Source organism: Streptomyces sp. SudanB5_2050, assembly GCF_964272335.1.
In the GTDB taxonomy this organism is placed as follows: Bacteria; Actinomycetota; Actinomycetes; order Streptomycetales; family Streptomycetaceae; genus Streptomyces; species Streptomyces rochei.
Genome location: NZ_OZ186760.1, coordinates 7420720 through 7436808 on the forward strand (window position 1 = coordinate 7420720; position 16089 = coordinate 7436808).

Annotated in this window: 12 protein-coding genes; 7 read left to right on the forward strand and 5 right to left on the reverse strand. The window is 72.1% G+C overall.

The window, feature by feature from the left end:
- Nucleotides 1–208 precede the first annotated feature (208 nt).
- Nucleotides 209–706, forward strand: a complete 498-nt coding sequence (locus ACFZP7_RS32505; protein ID WP_385637638.1) for a hemerythrin domain-containing protein — start codon at nt 209–211, stop codon at nt 704–706.
- A gap of 71 nt (nt 707–777) precedes the next feature.
- Here the strand turns inward: ACFZP7_RS32505 and ACFZP7_RS32510 are convergent, their stop codons facing one another.
- The 3 genes from ACFZP7_RS32510 to ACFZP7_RS32520 form a co-directional block, all read right to left on the reverse strand.
- Nucleotides 778–3090, reverse strand: a complete 2313-nt coding sequence (locus ACFZP7_RS32510) for an FdhF/YdeP family oxidoreductase (protein ID WP_307945128.1) — start codon at nt 3088–3090, stop codon at nt 778–780.
- A gap of 35 nt (nt 3091–3125) precedes the next feature.
- Entirely contained in the window at nt 3126–3746 is a 621-nt protein-coding gene (locus tag ACFZP7_RS32515) for an SRPBCC family protein (protein WP_385637641.1), read from the reverse strand.
- Nucleotides 3747–3822: 76 nt separating this feature from the next.
- Complete coding sequence (locus tag ACFZP7_RS32520; protein ID WP_385637643.1) at nt 3823–4119, reverse strand: hypothetical protein; 297 nt, start codon at nt 4117–4119, stop codon at nt 3823–3825.
- Nucleotides 4120–4403: 284 nt separating this feature from the next.
- On the opposite strand from ACFZP7_RS32520, the gene ACFZP7_RS32525 reads away from it, so the two are divergent.
- The 4 genes from ACFZP7_RS32525 (at nt 4404) to ACFZP7_RS32540 (ending at nt 8665) form a co-directional block, all read left to right on the forward strand.
- Nucleotides 4404–5159, forward strand: a complete 756-nt coding sequence (locus ACFZP7_RS32525; protein ID WP_029393903.1) for a (5-formylfuran-3-yl)methyl phosphate synthase — start codon at nt 4404–4406, stop codon at nt 5157–5159.
- An 8-nt stretch (nt 5160–5167) separates the two neighbouring features.
- Complete coding sequence (locus ACFZP7_RS32530) at nt 5168–6571, forward strand: aldehyde dehydrogenase family protein (protein ID WP_385637646.1); 1404 nt, start codon at nt 5168–5170, stop codon at nt 6569–6571.
- Between the two features lie 2 nt (nt 6572–6573).
- Nucleotides 6574–7680: an NAD(P)-dependent alcohol dehydrogenase gene (locus ACFZP7_RS32535; RefSeq protein WP_270881719.1), complete on the forward strand. Its 1107-nt coding sequence runs from the start codon at nt 6574–6576 to the stop codon at nt 7678–7680.
- A gap of 79 nt (nt 7681–7759) precedes the next feature.
- Entirely contained in the window at nt 7760–8665 is a 906-nt protein-coding gene (locus ACFZP7_RS32540; protein ID WP_385637649.1) for a class I SAM-dependent methyltransferase, read from the forward strand.
- A gap of 52 nt (nt 8666–8717) precedes the next feature.
- Here ACFZP7_RS32540 and ACFZP7_RS32545 read toward each other — a convergent pair whose 3' ends face one another.
- Both ACFZP7_RS32545 and ACFZP7_RS32550 read right to left on the reverse strand, forming a co-directional pair.
- Nucleotides 8718–9251: an EF-hand domain-containing protein gene (locus ACFZP7_RS32545; protein ID WP_385637651.1), complete on the reverse strand. Its 534-nt coding sequence runs from the start codon at nt 9249–9251 to the stop codon at nt 8718–8720.
- 357 nt (nt 9252–9608) lie between these two features.
- The gene (locus ACFZP7_RS32550; protein ID WP_030974155.1) at nt 9609–10499 is read right to left on the reverse strand and encodes an SDR family oxidoreductase; all 891 of its coding nucleotides are present in this window, start codon (nt 10497–10499) and stop codon (nt 9609–9611) included.
- A gap of 229 nt (nt 10500–10728) precedes the next feature.
- On the opposite strand from ACFZP7_RS32550, the gene mgrA reads away from it, so the two are divergent.
- Together mgrA and ACFZP7_RS32560 are read left to right on the forward strand one after the other, a co-directional pair.
- The gene (gene mgrA / locus ACFZP7_RS32555) at nt 10729–11775 is read left to right on the forward strand and encodes an L-glyceraldehyde 3-phosphate reductase (RefSeq protein WP_385637654.1); all 1047 of its coding nucleotides are present in this window, start codon (nt 10729–10731) and stop codon (nt 11773–11775) included.
- A gap of 290 nt (nt 11776–12065) precedes the next feature.
- Nucleotides 12066–16079: an endo-alpha-N-acetylgalactosaminidase family protein gene (locus ACFZP7_RS32560; protein WP_385637657.1), complete on the forward strand. Its 4014-nt coding sequence runs from the start codon at nt 12066–12068 to the stop codon at nt 16077–16079.
- Nucleotides 16080–16089: the final 10 nt, after the last annotated feature.

Consider the following 16089-nt stretch of genomic DNA (forward strand, 5'->3'; position numbering starts at 1 on the left):
GCACGCATGTCGCAGTGTGGGGGATCGATCAGGGCCGCAGACGACGTTCGATCAGCCTTCATCCCTTCGGGTAGCCGCGTCCTCCACGGCGGCGGACCTGCGAAGACGCCCGGCTCGGACACGCAGAGGAAAGCCGCCGGGCCTCATTCGCGGAACGCCGGGTATCCGCGAGACCGGATCACCGTCACACACAGCGAGGAGAGACCCTGTGCCGTCCACCGATGTCGTCGAGCTCATCCTGCGGGACCACCGCCGTATGGAGGAACTGTTCCGCACCCTGCGCAACGTCGAAGCGGACCGTGCCGCGGCCCTGGCGGAGTTCGCGGACCTGCTCATCGCGCACGCCTCGGCCGAGGAGGACGAGGTCTACCCCGCCCTGCGTCGGTACAAGAACGTCGAGGGTGAGGACGTCGACCACAGCGTCCACGAGCACCACGAGGCCAACGAGGCGCTGCTGGCCCTGCTCGAGGTGGAGGACACCGCCTCCGACGAGTGGGATGACAAGCTCGAAGAGCTGGTCACGGCGGTCAACCACCACGCCGACGAGGAGGAACGCACACTCCTCAACGACGCCCGGGAGAACGTCGCCGACGACCGCCGCAGGGAACTGGGGCAGAAGTTCCAGAAGGCACGCTCGCGGTATCTGGAGTCCGGCTGCGGCAGTGTCGAGAACGTGCGCAAGCTCGTCGCCGCCGCCGACGACTGACCCGCGTCGGCGACGTCCGGGCGCGGGAGGGGACCCGCCGCCGTCGGGCCCCCTCGCCGGGCGTACCGCGGTCAGGCGGGTGAGGGCTGCGTCCGGTCCGGGACGGGTTCGAGGCGGACGACGATGCCCTTGGACGTGGGCTGATTGCTGATGTCCGCGACGCTGTCCAGCGGTACCAGGACGTTGGTCTCGGGATAGTAGGCGGCGGCCGAGCCCTTGGCCGCCGGGTAGGGGACGACCTGGAAGTTCTCGGCCCGGCGCTCGGTGCCGTCCGCCCAGACGCTCACGAGGTCGACGCGATCGCCCTGGGCGAGGCCGAGTTCGCTCAGGTCGGCCGGGTTGACGAGGACGACGTGGCGGCTGCCGTGGATGCCGCGGTAGCGATCGTTGTCGGTGTAGGGGACGGTGTTCCACTGGTCGTGCGAACGCAGTGTCTGCAGCAGCAGATGACCTTCGGGCGCCCGTGGGACCACGCTCTCGTTGCGCGTGAACAGGGCCTTGCCGGCCTCGGTGTTGAAGACGCCCTCGTTGACCGGGTTGGGCAGTTGGAAGCCACCGGGCCGGGTCACGCGTGCGTTGAAGTCGTGGAAGCCGGGCACGATGCGCGCGATGCGGTCGCGGATGGTGTGGTAGTCGCCTTCGAAGGTCTCCCAGGGGATCTCCACCCTGCCGTCGAGGGTGAGCCGGGCGAGCCGGCACAGGATCGCGATCTCGCTCAGCAGCATGGGGGAGGCGGGTGCCAGGCGGCCCCGGGAGGTGTGCACCTCGCTCATGGAGTTCTCGACGGTGACGAACTGCTCGCCGTCGGCCTGGACGTCGCGCTCGGTGCGTCCCAGCGTCGGCAGGATCAGCGCGGTGTCACCGCAGACGGTGTGCGAGCGGTTGAGCTTGGTGGAGATGTGGGCGGTCAGCCGGCACGAGCGCATCGCCTCCTCGGTGACGTCGCTGTCGGGCGCCGCCCGGACGAAGTTCCCGGCCAGGGCGAGGAAGACCTTGACGCGGCCCTCGCGCATCGCCTTGATCGAGTTCACCGAGTCCAGGCCGTGGGCCCGCGGCGGCTCGAAGCCGAACTCGTCCCGCAGGGCGTCCAGGAAGGTGTCCGGCATCTGCTCCCAGATGCCCATGGTGCGGTCGCCCTGGACGTTGCTGTGGCCGCGCACCGGGCAGGCGCCGGTGCCGGCGCGTCCCAGGTTGCCGCGGAGCATCAGGAAGTTGACGATCTCCCGGACGGTGGGCACGCCGTGCTTGTGCTGGGTGATGCCCATCGCCCAGCAGACGACGACGCGTTCGCTGTCGAGGACCTCGTCGCGTACCTTCTCGATCTCCTCGCGGGTCAGTCCGGTCGCCGTGCGCACGTCGTCCCAGTCCACCGTGCGGGCGTGCCGGGCGAACTCCTCGAAGCCGGTGGTGTGGGCGTCGATGAAGTCGTGGTCCAGGACGGTGCCGGGCCGGGCGTCCTCGGCCTCCAGCAGCAGTCGGTTGAGGGCTTGGAAGAGGGCGAGGTCGCCGCCGGGCTTGATGTGCAGGAAGCGGTCGGCGATCCGGGTGCCGCGCCCGACGATCCCGCGCGGCTGCTGCGGGTTCTTGAAGCGTCGCAGCCCGGCCTCGGGGAGCGGGTTCACGGCCACGATCCGGGCGCCGTTCCGCTTGGCCTCCTCCAGCGCGCTGAGCTGGCGCGGGTGGTTGCTGCCGGGGTTCTGCCCGACCAGGAAGATCAGATCGGCGTGGTGGAGGTCGTCGAGACCGACGGTGCCCTTGCCGGTCCCCAGGGTCTCGCTCAGGGCGAAGCCGCTGGACTCGTGGCACATGTTGCTGCAGTCGGGCAGGTTGTTGGTGCCGAAGGCGCGGGCGAAGAGCTGCAGCACGAAGGCGGCCTCGTTGCTGGCGCGGCCCGAGGTGTAGAACACGGCCTCGTCGGGGGAGGCCAGCGACTTGAGCTCCTCCGCGAGGACCCCCAGGGCGTCGTTCCAGCCGATGGGCTCGTAGTGCGCGGAGCCGGGCCGTTTGATCATCGGCTCGGTGAGTCGGCCCTGCTGGTTGAGCCACATGTCGGAGCGGCCGGCGAGGTCGGCGACGCTGTGCTCGCGGAAGAAGTCGGCGGTCACCCGCCGTGTGGTCGCCTCGTCGTTGATGTGCTTGGCGCCGTTCTCGCAGTACTCGTTGCGGTGGCGCCGCCCCGGGGCCGGGTCCGCCCACGCGCAGCCGGGGCAGTCGATACCGCCCACTTGGTTCATGGTCAGCAGATCCACCCCGGTCCTGCGCGGGGACGTCTGCTCCAAGGAGTACTCCAGCGCGTGCACGACCGCGGGGACGCCGGCGGCCCACTTCTTCGGCGGTGTCACGGAGAGGCTGGTCTCCGACTCCTCACCGTGCGGCTTCTGCATGTGTTCGCCTTTCTCTCGCCGTGTCCGGCCCTCGGTCAGCCGACGGGCCACCGGGCCACCCTGCTCCTGGGCGGTTCCGGTCGATCGTGTTGCACGCGGCCGTTGCGGATGGTGCCGCGCCAGGCGCCGCCCTCTTGCCCCAGTCCCTCCATGAACCGTTTGAACCTCGTCAGCTCGCCGTGGACCAGTCGGGTGGTCAGCCGGGCCGCCCGCGAGGAACGGGTGAGGATCCTCGCGGCTCCCCGCGGTTCCAGAAGCACCCGGACGGTGATCGCGGTGCCGCCGGACTCCGTCGGCCGGAACTCGACCTCCCCCCGGTGCCACGGCCTCTGCTCCAGGCCGCGCCAGGCCAGGTAGGCGTCGGGGTCCTGCTCCAGGATCTCGACCGCGAAGCGGCGGCGCAGGGGACCGTAACCGAGGGTCCAGGTGGTCACGGTGGGCCGGACCTGCTCGACGTCGCGGACCACGGCCGAGAACCGAGGGAAGGACTTGAACTGCGTCCACTGGTTGTACGCCGTCCGTACGGGCACCGCCACCTCGACCGTCTGGTCGACGTGCCGCTCGCGCAGCGGACGACGGCCAGTGCTCCTGTGACCGCTGGTGCGCGCCCCCGGTGTGTCCGGCACGGCCCGCGGGCCCTCGTGCTGCTCCGCCATCGTGGTCTCTCCTCCTGTGGGGAACCAGGCGTCCAGGCTCTCGACGTTCCCTCGTGCGTCAGGGTCCCCTCATGCGTCAGGGTTTTCCCCTCCCGGTTCCCACCTCCGGCGTTTCGAGTCCCCTCGGTCCCGCCGCGTCCTCGTGCGCGCCGACCGCCAGGTCGGTGAGGGCCGCGTCCAGGGCGGCGGCGCGCTCGGTGTCGTCGCCGATGTACCGGTAGACGGCGATGATCGGCCCGTAGGCGGCCTTGAAGAACTCAAGGAAGTCCCCCTTCGGGCGGCGCTCGGGGCCGGGGGTGCGCCGGCCGGCCCGATGACCAGCGTCGACGGGGTCGTGAGAGCGTGATCGAGGTGCTCGACGAGCCGCAGCCACCGCAGGAGAGTCGCGGGCAGCGCTCTCTCCAGCAGCTCAGCTTTCGTACACCCGTGCGCGGCGCAAGGGGCGTACGTCCCCTGCGCAAGGGGGCGGCTGGAAGCCGGTGCCCCACGCCTCGCCTTCGCCCGGCGCGTCGGACGGGGGAGAACGCGCCCGATGAACACTGTGTGCGCCCTCCCGATTCCTCCCGGTGACGTCAAGGATGAGCGCACCGCGCCTGGGTCAGGCGATCCGCGGTCCCCTGCCGCTCGGTCAGGGGCCGGTGACGGAAGGAGTCCACGGTGTTGCTTCTCATCTCTCCGGACGGTGTCGAGGAAGCCCTCGACTGCGCGAAGGCGGCGGAGCACCTCGACATCGTCGACGTCAAGAAGCCCGACGAGGGCTCGCTGGGCGCGAACTTCCCGTGGGTCATCAGGGAGATCCGCGACGCTGTGCCGGCGGACAAGCCGGTCTCGGCGACCGTGGGGGACGTCCCGTACAAGCCGGGCACGGTGGCGCAGGCCGCGCTGGGCGCGGTCGTCTCGGGGGCCACGTACATCAAGGTCGGCCTCTACGGATGCACGACGCCCGAACAGGGCATCGCGGTCATGCGCGCGGTGGTCCGGGCGGTGAAGGACCACCGTCCCGAAGCGCTCGTCGTGGCGTCCGGTTACGCCGACGCCCACCGGATCGGCTGCGTCAACCCGCTCGCCCTGCCCGACATCGCCGCCCGCTCCGGCGCCGACGCCGCGATGCTCGACACCGCGGTCAAGGACGGGACGCGGCTGTTCGATCACGTTCCGCCGGACACCTGCGCCGAGTTCGTCCGTCGCGCCCACGCCGCCGGCCTGCTCGCCGCCCTCGCGGGCAGCGTCAGGCAGACCGACCTCGGCCGGCTGACCCGGATCGGCACAGACATCGTCGGGGTGCGCGGAGCGGTCTGCGAGGGCGGCGACCGCAACGCCGGACGCATCCGGCCGCACCTGGTGGCCGCCTTCCGGAGCGAGATGGACCGGCACGCCCGCGAGCACCGGGCCGGCGTCACCACCGCGAGCTGACCGCCGGTATGCCGACCCCCGCACCCGACCACGCCCCCGCACAGCGGGCCGCGCCTCTCGCGGTCGTCGATCCGGCCACCGGGGCGGTCTTCGACGAGGCCCCCGACCAGCGACCGGACGTGCTGGACGCCGTCGTCGACCGGGCCCGCCGGGCCTGGCACGGCTGGCGCGCCGATCCCGACGCCCGTACCACCGCGCTGCGCTCGGCGGCCGACGCGGTCGAGGCCGCCGGTGACGACCTCGCCCGTCTCCTCACCCGGGAACAGGGAAAGCCCCTGGCCGAATCGCATGCGGAGGTCGCCCGGACGGCGGCCCGCCTGCGCTACTTCGCCGGCCTGGCCCCCCGGACCCGGCGCATCACCGACGGGCGGCCGGTGCGCAGCGAGGTCCGCTGGCGCCCCCTGGGACCCGTCGCCGCGATCGTGCCGTGGAACTTCCCCCTCCAACTGGCGTCGGCGAAGTTCGCGCCCGCGCTCGCCGCGGGCAACACCATGGTCCTCAAACCGTCCCCCTTCACCCCGCTCGCCACCCGGCTGCTCGGGTCCGTCCTCGCCACCGCCCTGCCCGAGGACGTCCTGACCGTCGTCACCGGCCGTGAGCCACTCGGCGCCCGCCTCGCCGCACACCCCGGCATCCGCCACGTCACCTTCACCGGATCGGTGCCCACGGGCCGGGCCGTCGCCCGGGCGGCGGCGGCCTCGCTCGCCCGGGTCACCCTCGAACTGGGCGGCAACGACGCCGCCGTCCTGCTGGACGACGTCGAAGTGGACCGGATCGCCGACCGGCTGTTCTGGGCCGCGTTCCGCAACTGCGGGCAGGTCTGCATGGCGGTCAAGCGCGTCTACGCACCGGCCCGTCTGCACGCACAGGTCGTCGAAGCCCTCACCGAGCGCGCCAAGGCCGTCGCCGTCGGGCCCGGCCTCGACCCCGGCACCCGGCTGGGACCGGTCGCCAACGCCCCCCAGCTGGCCCGGGTCGAGCAGATCACCCGGCGCGCCCTGGCGGACGGCGCCCGGGCGGCGGCCGGCGGCCACCGGCTGGACGGGCCGGGCTGCTTCTTCGCCCCCACGATCCTCACCGACGTCCCGCCCGACAGCCCGGTGGTGACCGAGGAGCAGTTCGGGCCGGTGCTGCCGGTGCTGCCTTACCGGAGCCTGGACGAAGCCGTCGACGCGGCCAACGGCACGGGATTCGGGCTGGGGGGCTCCGTATGGGGGACCGACCTCGACCGGGCCGAGGCGGTGGCCGACCGGCTGGAATGCGGCACGGCCTGGGTCAACCACCACGCCGAGCTGTCCCTCGCCCAGCCCTTCGCCGGCGACAAGGACAGCGGGGTCGGCGTCGCGGGCGGGCCGTGGGGACTGTACGGCAACCTCCGTCCGTTCGTCGTCCACCGGCCGCGGGGGGAGTGACGGTGAGCTTCCGGGCGGCCGTACTGCGCGGGTACGAGGACCCTTTCACGGTCGAGGAGGTGACCCTGGGGACGGAGCCCGGCGCAGGGGAGATCCTGGTCGAGATCGCCGGCTGCGGAATGTGCCGGACCGATCTCGCGGTCCGGCGCTCGGCCGGCCGGAGCCCGCTGCCGGCGGTGCTCGGCCACGAGGGCTCCGGGGTGGTGGTGCGGACGGGCGGCGGCCCGGACACCGCGATCGGCGTCGGTGACCACGTGGTGCTGAGCTTCGACTCCTGCGGGCACTGCCGCAACTGCCGCGCGGCGGCCCCCGCCTACTGTGATTCCTTCGCCTCCCTCAACCTCTTCGGGGGCCGTGCGGAGGACCCGCCGCGGCTCACCGACGGGTCCGGGGCGGCACTGGCTCCCCGGTGGTTCGGACAGTCCGCTTTCGCCGAGTACGCGCTCGTCTCCGCCCGCAACGCCGTCCGGGTCGACCCCGCCCTGCCCGTCGAACTGCTCGGGCCGCTGGGCTGCGGCTTCCTCACCGGAGCCGGAGCCGTGCTCAACACCTTCGCCGCCGGGCCGGGCGACACCCTCGTCGTGCTCGGCGCGGGCGCCGTGGGCCTGGCCGCGGTGATGGCGGCCACCGCCGCCGGCGCACCGTCCGTGGCCGTGGACCGCAACCCCCGTCGCCTGGAGCTGGCCGAGCGGTTCGGCGCGGTCCCGCTGCCCGCCGCGACGACCGGACTGGCCGAGCGGATCCGGCGGCTCACGGACGGCGGCGCGCGGTACGCACTGGACACGACGGCCTCCGTCCCACTGATCAACGAGGCGCTGCGCGCACTGCGTCCCACCGGCGCTCTCGGCCTGGTGGCACGGCTCCACACCGCGCTGCCCCTGGAACCGGGCACGCTCGACCGGGGGCGCGGCATCCGCCACATCTGCGAGGGGGACGCGGTACCCGGTCTGCTGATACCGCTGCTGACCCGGCTCTGGCAGGCCGGACGCTTCCCCTTCGACCAGCTCGTCCGTACCTACCCGCTGGCCGACATCAACGAGGCGGAGCGCGACTGCGACGCCGGCCTCGTGGTCAAACCCGTGCTGCTCCCGCCCGCGAGGAGCCGGTGAGTACGGCGCACGGCACCGCAGTCCGACCGCATCCGACGAGCAGGAAGCTCGCGGCCCCACTTCCGCCAACGGAGGAGACATGACCGGCACGGCGCCGCAGTACACGGACGTGGAAGGCGTGAACGGAGGTGTGGGCCTGACGGCCTTCCTGGTCGCCGCCGCGCGGGCGATCGAGACCCATCGCGACGACAGTCTGGCCCAGGACGTCTACGCGGAACACTTCGTGCGCGCCGCCCCGGCGTGCGCGGACTGGCCCGTGCGCATCGAGCAGGTCCCCGACGGGGACGGCAACCCGCTGTGGGGACGGTTCGCCCGCTATTTCGGCCTGCGGACCCGGGCCCTCGACGACTTCCTGCTCCGGTCGGTCCGGACGGGCCCCCGACAGGTGGTGCTGCTGGGCGCGGGGCTGGACACCCGCGCCTTCCGGCTCGACTGGCCGTCGCAGTGCGCGGTCTTCGAGATCGACCGGACGGGCGTGCTCGCCTTCAAACAGCAGGTGCTCACGGATCTGGCGGCAACCCCGAGAGCGGAGCGCGTCCCCGTTCCGGTCGATCTGCGCGCGGACTGGGCCGGCGCGCTGACCGCGGCCGGCTTCGACCCCGCGGCGCCCAGCGTCTGGCTGGCCGAGGGACTGCTCTTCTATCTGCCGGGCCCCGCCGAGTCGTTTCTCGTCGACACGGTGGACCGGCTGACCACCGACGGCAGCGCGCTGGCCTTCGAGGCCAAGCTGGAGAAGGACCTGCTGGCGTACCGCGACAGTGCGATCTACACGGCGACGCGCGAGCAGATCGGCATCGACCTCCTCCGCCTCTTCGACAAGGGGCCCCGACCCGACTCCGCGGGTGAGCTGGCGGCCCGAGGCTGGTCCACCTCGATGCACACGCCCTTCGTCTTCACCCACCGGTACGGACGCGGTCCCCTCCCCGAGCCGAACGACGCGCTGGAGGGGAACCGATGGGTCTTCGCCCGCAAGCCCGGGCCCTGACGTGCCGGCCGCGCTTGCCGCCCGCGCCCGGGGACGCCGCTGACGAGCGGTGTCAGGCGGTCCGGGCAGTCACCAGCCGGTCGCCCGGGATCCCGGCCAGGTCCGGCGCGTAGTAGTCCTCGATGCCGGAGGCCCACGCGGCCACGGTGATGCGGTCCGCGGCGTCCGGGGCGAAGGCGTCGAACAGCGCGTGGATGTTCGCTTCCTCGAAACCGATCGCCTTCATCAGCGCGACGAAGAGGGGACGCTCGATCAGCCCGTCCCCGTCGGGATCGCCGAGCGCGGAAAGTGCCCGAGCGAACTCGGCGATGGTGGGACCGAAGCGTTCGGGATCGAGTACGAACGGACGGAACTCCTCCACGGTGATCACGCCGTCGCCGTCGGTGTCCAGTTCGGTGGCCAGCGTGGTCCAGTAGCGGCGGAACGCGGCCCGGACGGCGGCCTTGGCGCTGTCGTCCGACCCGACCGCCGCCGCAACGACACGGTCGGTCATCAGGTCGAAGTCGTCGGAGTCGATGACTCCGTTGCCGTTGGCGTCGAAGAGGGAGAAGACCAGCTCGACCCGCTTGGCGGCCTCATCTCGCATGCACATCACCTGTCTTCTACGGCCCGGTCTCCGCGGGCCTGGCCCCATGAATGCTCTGCGTGACCGAGCGGGGCAAGACGAAAGCCTCCGAGCGGTCGCGTCCCAGAGAACCACCATGAATGTCCCTGAACTGCCGATCTCCGCTTTTGGTGGTACATGGACTGACCGGTGACCATCTGCGACAGGGTCGGGTGCCTGTCTGCGCTGTCGCGACCGGACCGCTCCCGCGGCCCCCTTCGCCGGCCCGGCTTGCCGTTGCACGAAGCCGGACTGCCTCCGGTACCGGCCTCCGCTCCCGCCTTTCGCACCGGCCTCGTCGGCCGGCGCGAAAGGCGGGAGCGTCCCCGGACCCGGGGCTCAGGGCAGCGGCGTCCCACCCGTCGCGTTCAGGATCTCCGCGGTCACGTAGCTCGCCTCCTGGGAGGCGAGGTAGACGTACGCCGGTGCCAGCTCGGCCGGCTGGGCGGGGCGGCCCAACGGGCTCTGCTTGCCGAACTCGGCCGTGTCCGGCAAGGTCGCCGGGATCAGGGGGGTCCACACCGGGCCCGGCGCCACCGCGTTCACCCGGATGCCCCGGTCGGCGACCATCTGGGCGAGGCCCTGCGTGAAGGTCACGATCGCGCCCTTGGTCATCGCGTAGTCCAACAGGTGCGGGCTCGGCTTGTACGCCTGCACCGACGTGGTGTTGATGACGCTGCCTCCCGCCGGGATGTGCGGCAACGCGAACTTGGTCAGCCAGAACATGCCGTAGAGGTTGGTCCGCATCACCCGGTCGAACTGCTCCGTCGGGATCGCCTCGATGCCGTCCGGCTGCGCCATCTGGTACGCCGCGTTGTTCACCAGGACGTCGATGCCGCCGAACTCCCCGACCGCCCGGTCGATGAGCGCCCGGCACCGGTCCTCCTCGCGGATGTCGCAGGAGACGGCCACGGCCTTGCGCCCGGCGTCCTCCACGAGCCGCGCGGTCTCCCGCGCCTCGCCCTCCTCCTGTTCGAGGTAGGTGAACAGCACGTCGGCGCCCTCCCGGGCGAAGGCCAGGGCCACCGCGCGGCCGATGCCGGAGTCCCCGCCCGTGATGACGGTCCTGCGGCCCTCCAGCCGGCCCGACCCGCGGTACGACTCCTCCCCGTGGTCGGGCGGCGGGTCCATCGGCCCGCTCCAGCCGGGGTGCGGCTGGTCCTGCGCCGGGAAGTCGGGCCGGGGGTACTGCTGGGTGGGGTCCTGCCGGTCGCGCTGATCGTCCGCCATGCCGGCCTCCTGTCCGTCGTACGGGAATGTCAGCGACCGTGTTCCCCGGTCGGGCCCGCCGAAGACCGGAAGACCGGATGCGGGTCCGAGCCGTCGCCCGCGTCGAGAAGCGGCGGTGCTGAATGTCATGAGCGGTTCTTGTTGGACTGCCGCACGGGCCCCGCGCGATGATGACGCGGCGTCCGTCGTCACGGACCGCGCCCCATCCTTCGCACCACGGAGAACGTTCATGAACCACGTCGCCGACCCCGGCCGGTACGACGGCACCATGCTCTACCGCCGCACCGGACGTTCCGGTCTCGACCTGCCCGTGCTGTCGCTCGGCTACTGGCACAACTTCGGCGACGACAAGCCGTTCGAGACGCAGCGGGAGATCGCCCTGCGCGCCTTCGACCTCGGCATCACCCACCACGACCTGGCCAACAACTACGGCCCGCCCTACGGCGCCGCGGAGATCAACTTCGGCCGGATCCTGCGCCAGGACCTGGCTCCGTACCGGGACGAGCTGGTGATCTCCACCAAGGCCGGCTGGGACATGTGGCCCGGCCCCTACGGCCAGGGCGGCGGCTCCCGCAAGTACCTCCTCGCCTCCCTCGACCAGTCCCTCGCGCGCATGGGGCTCGACTACGTCGACATCTTCTACTCCCACCGCCTGGACGCCTCCACGCCGCTGGAGGAGACCATGACGGCGCTGGACACCGCGGTGCGCCAGGGCAAGGCCCTCTACGTCGGCATCTCGTCCTACGACGCCGAGCGCTCCCGGCAGGCGGCGGCGATCCTGCGCGACCTGGGCACCCCGCTGCTGATCCACCAGCCCTCGTACAACATGCTCAACCGCTGGATCGAGACCGAGGGACTGCTGGACGCCGCGGCCGACGAGGGCTTCGGCGTCATCGGCTTCACCGCCCTCGCCCAGGGCCTGCTCACCGGCCGCTACCTCGGCGGGGTCCCCGAAGGGTCCCGCGCCACCCAGGGCAAGTCCTTCTCCGCCGACTGGCTCGACGAGGACACGCTCCGGCGGCTGCGCGCCCTGAACGACATCGCCGCCCGCCGGGGCCAGAGCCTGGCCCAGATGGCGCTCGCCTGGGCCCTGCGCGACCCGCGCGTGACCTCCCTGGTCGTCGGCGCCTCCCGCACCGAGCAGCTGGAACAGAACGTGGCCGCGCTGGACAACCTCGCCTTCAGCGAGGAGGAACTCGCCGAGATCGACGAGCACGCGGTGGCCGTCGCCGGTGTCGACCTGTGGCGGCAGGCCCGCACGGGCGCCCTCGGCTGACCCGGCACGCTACGGCGCGATGACGTCGGCGGGCCGGGCGCCCTCGGCCCGCCGAATCCACCGCGTCCCCTGACGCGCTCTGGTGTTATCGATGCCAATTCCACTATGGTCCCCGTGTTCTCCGGTCGGCGGTGCCGGCCGTCCCGAGGAGCCGCTGGATGGTAGCGATGAACCTGCGAGAACCCAGAGCGCCCCGATCACCCCGTTCACCCCGATCGACTCGAACGCGCCGCACCTCCCGGACGCCCCGCCCCCCGACTCCCCGGCGTACGGCCCGGTGGAGACCGGGGATGGCCGCCGCGGTCGGCGCGATGCTGGTCGCGAGCGTGTTGTCGACCGCTGCCACACCGGCCCACGCGGATTCCGGGCCGCCCGCCGCCCCCGCGGACGCGACCGCCGTGTGGGAACCGGCCCCACCGCCCGAGCCCGAGGACCCGGCGACCCCGGTGGTGCTGTCGCGCGGCGGACTGACCGTGCGCGTCGCCGAGGAGTTCCCGCAGGTCGTCTCGTACGACCTCGACGGCCGCCGGCTGGACGGCAGGGCGGAGGTCCTGGACACGTTCACCGTCAACGGCAAGGCCCACAAGGCGCGTACGACCATGAAGGCCGGCCGGCACAAGGCCACCTACACCTCGACCTTCGCCGATCTTCCGGGCCTCACCCTGACCACCGGCATCACCGTCACCGACCGCCGGACCGTCGTCTTCGCCGTCGAGAAGATCTCCGGCAGCGCCGCCGGCACCGTCCGCGAACTGGCCGTCCCCGACCAGTCACTGGTCTCCGTCGACTCCGGGGACCGGGGAGCGAGCCTGGCGCGCACGAAGATCTCGACCGACTCCACGACCACCGCCGACCGCTTCATCGAGATCACCGCCGCCACCGAGCCCGACAAGGCGCCGGTCGGCACGCCCTACGGCTTCGTCTCCCACGACGGACTGGCGGCCGGCCTGATCACCAACGCGACCGAGGACTCCCCGCAGGGCGACAACGGCAACGGGAACAGCCGGCTCCAGTCGCGGATCGTGGACGCGGGCGACGGCGCACGCCGCGCCGAACTGTCCGTCGGCGACTACACGTACGCGCCCGAGGGCGCCCAGGACCGGCGCGTCGCCCGCTACGAGCTGCCGAGGACCACCGTCGTCCTCGCCGCGGACGCCAACGGCGACAGCCGGGTCGACTGGCAGGACGCCGCCATCGCCCACCGCGACGCCATGCCCCGCCCGCTGGGCGCCGACCGGGTGCCCGAACGGGTCGTCCAGCACATCCCGTTCAACTTCGCGAGCCAGGCGACCAACCCCTTCCTCAAGACCCTCGACAACGTCAAACGGATCTCCATGGCGACGGACGACCTCGGCCAGTGGGTCCTGGAGAAGGGGTACGCGAGCGAGGGGCACGACTCCGGCCACCCGGACTACGGGGGCAACGAGAACGTCCGGGCGGGCGGACGCGCCGAACTCGACGAGCTGATCCGCAAGGGCGCCGACTACAACGCGGACTTCGCCGTCCACGTCAACGCCACCGAGGCGTACCCGCAGGCCGAGAACTTCAGCGACGTGCTGATCAAGGGCCAGGGGATGGGGTGGAACTGGCTCAACCAGGCGTACCACATCGACCAGCGCACGGACCTGGGCACCGGCGCCGTCCTGGACCGCTTCCGGCAACTGCGCGAGGACCACCCGCGGCTGAGGAGCGTCTACATCGACGTCTACTACTCCAGCGGCTGGCTGGCCGACGAACTCGCCGCAGAACTGCGCACGATGGGCTTCGAGGTCACCACCGAGTGGGCGTACAAGTTCGAGGGCGCCTCGATCTGGTCGCACTGGGCGAGCGACAAGGACTACGGCGGCGCGACCAACAAGGGCATCAACTCGAACATCGTGCGCTTCATCGCCCACTCCGACCGCGACGTGTGGAACGTCGACCCGCTGCTGGGCGGCACCAGCATCAAGGAGTTCGAGGGCTGGACCGGACAGGACGACTGGGACGCCTTCCACCGCACCATCTGGACCGACAACCTGCCGACCAAGTTCCTCCAGCACTACGAGGTGATGGACTGGGACTTCGGCACGCGCGCACGCCTGACCGGCGGCGTCACCGTGACCAGGGACGACGGGAAGCGCCGCGTCACCATGGACGACGCGGTGGTCCTCGACGGTGACACCTACCTGCTGCCCTGGGGCCGCGCGGACAAGAAGGACGGGACCTCGTCGCCCAGCGACGCCGACAAGATGTATTACTACAGCGCCTCCGGCGGCACGCACACCTTCGACCTCACGCGGCAGTTCGCCGGCACGGAGGAGTTCACGCTCCACGCCCTCACCGACCAGGGCCGTACGGACGCCACCCGGGTACGCGCGAAGGACGGGCGGGTGACGCTGACCGCCGAGCCGGACCGGCCGTACGTCCTGGTGCCCCGCGGCGGAAAGGCGCCGCACACGGACCCGCGCTACGGCGAGGGCACCGGCCTCGTCGACCCCGGGTTCAACGCCGGCGACCTGGACGCCTGGCATCCGCGGGGCGGTGCGAGCGTGGCACGGGCCGACAACGGCGACAACGTGGCCCGGCTCGGCACGGACGCCTCCGGCCTCTCCCAGCGGGTGGGCGGCCTGACGCCCGGCGAGCGGTACACGCTGAGCGCCGACGTGGAGATCGCGCCGGGGCACCGGCGCGCCACCACGCTGAGCGTGGACGGAGCCGACGAGCCGGCCGAGAACACCTTCGACATCACCCCGGCACGCAACTGGACCGCTTCCGACGAGAAGCGCGACACCTACTCCCAGCGGGCCTCCGTCGCCTTCACCGCCCCGGCGAGCGGCGAGGCGACGGTCTCCCTCGCGGCCGAGCCGGGCGCGGCGGCCGTCGTCCTGGACGACGTGCGGGTCATGCCCGACACCACCGCGCCGCTGCCGCCACCCGACAGCGGGGTGATCGCGCGCCACGACTTCGAGGGCAACCAGCCCGGCTGGGGCCCGTTCGTCAAGGGAGACGCCGGAGGCGTCACCGACCCCCGCACCAGCATCAGCGAACTGCACGCGCCCTACACCCAGAAGGAGTGGAAGAACAGCCATCAGCCGTACGACGACGGGGCCCTCGACGGCAAGGCGGTCGACGACGTGATCGGCGGCGGCCACTCGCTCAAGTCGCACGCGGAGAACACGGGGCTGGTGTACCGCACGGTCCCCGCGACCGTGCCCTTCGAGGCCGGGCACAAGTACGCCGTGTCCTTCCGCTACCAGACCAACGTGCCGGGGCAGTGGGCCTGGGTGACCGGCGCGGACACCGTCGCCGACGGGAGGACCGAGGCCCGGGAGATCACCCGGGAGACCTTCGATCCCGCCCTGGACACCGCCACGTACACCGGGGAGATCGTCGCCGGCTGCGGTGACACCTGGGTCGGGCTGCGCAAGCTCGGCGGGGCCGCGGGCACGGACTTCGTCCTCGACGACTTCCGCGTCGAGGACCTGGGACCCGTGGAGGGCGGCCCGGCCTGCGCCCGTGTGACCGCTCCCGTCGGCGCCGACCTCGGCCCCGGCTCGCCCGGCGAGTACCGGACGGCCTTCACCAACCACGAGGCGACCGACGCGGTGAACGTCGCCGTCAGCATGGAGGGCGTTCCGGCAGGCTGGAAGGTCGAGGTGAAGGAGAAGGACGGGAACCTCTTCGACTCGGTCGCCCCCGGCGAGACCGTCACGACCAGCTGGCTGCTCACCCCGCCCGAGAGCGCGGCGGGCACCACGGCCGCCTGGCGGGCGACAGCCGTCTACGACGACCTCGGCGTCACCAAGACCGTCACGGCACGCGCCGGCGCCGCCGTCTCCGACGTTCCGGTGCTCTCACCGGCCTCGATGTCGGCGACGGCCGATTCGGAGAACCGCTCCTCCGGCAGCGCGGAGGGTCCGGTCGGCAACGTGCTCGACGGCGATCCGGCGACCATCTGGCACACCGACTACACGGAGGCCGACGCGCCCTATCCGCACTGGGTGACCCTGAAGCTGGACGGCCAGTCCCGGGTGGACGGCTTCGGCTACCTCGGCCGGCAGAGCGGCGGGCCGAACGGACGGGTCAAGGACTACCGGGTCGCCGTCTCCCACGACGGCCGGGAGTGGACGACGGTGGCCGAGGGGTCGCTCGTGGACGCGCGGGACATGCAGCGCGTCACCTTCGACCCGGTGCGCGCCTCCTACGTCCGCTTCACCGCCCTCGACGCGCTCAACGGGCAGCCGTTCGCGGCGGCGGCGGAGATGCGTGTCCTCGGCACACCGGTCGATCCGCCCTCCGGCTTCCCGCCGGGCACCCGGGGCTGAGCCGGTGCGC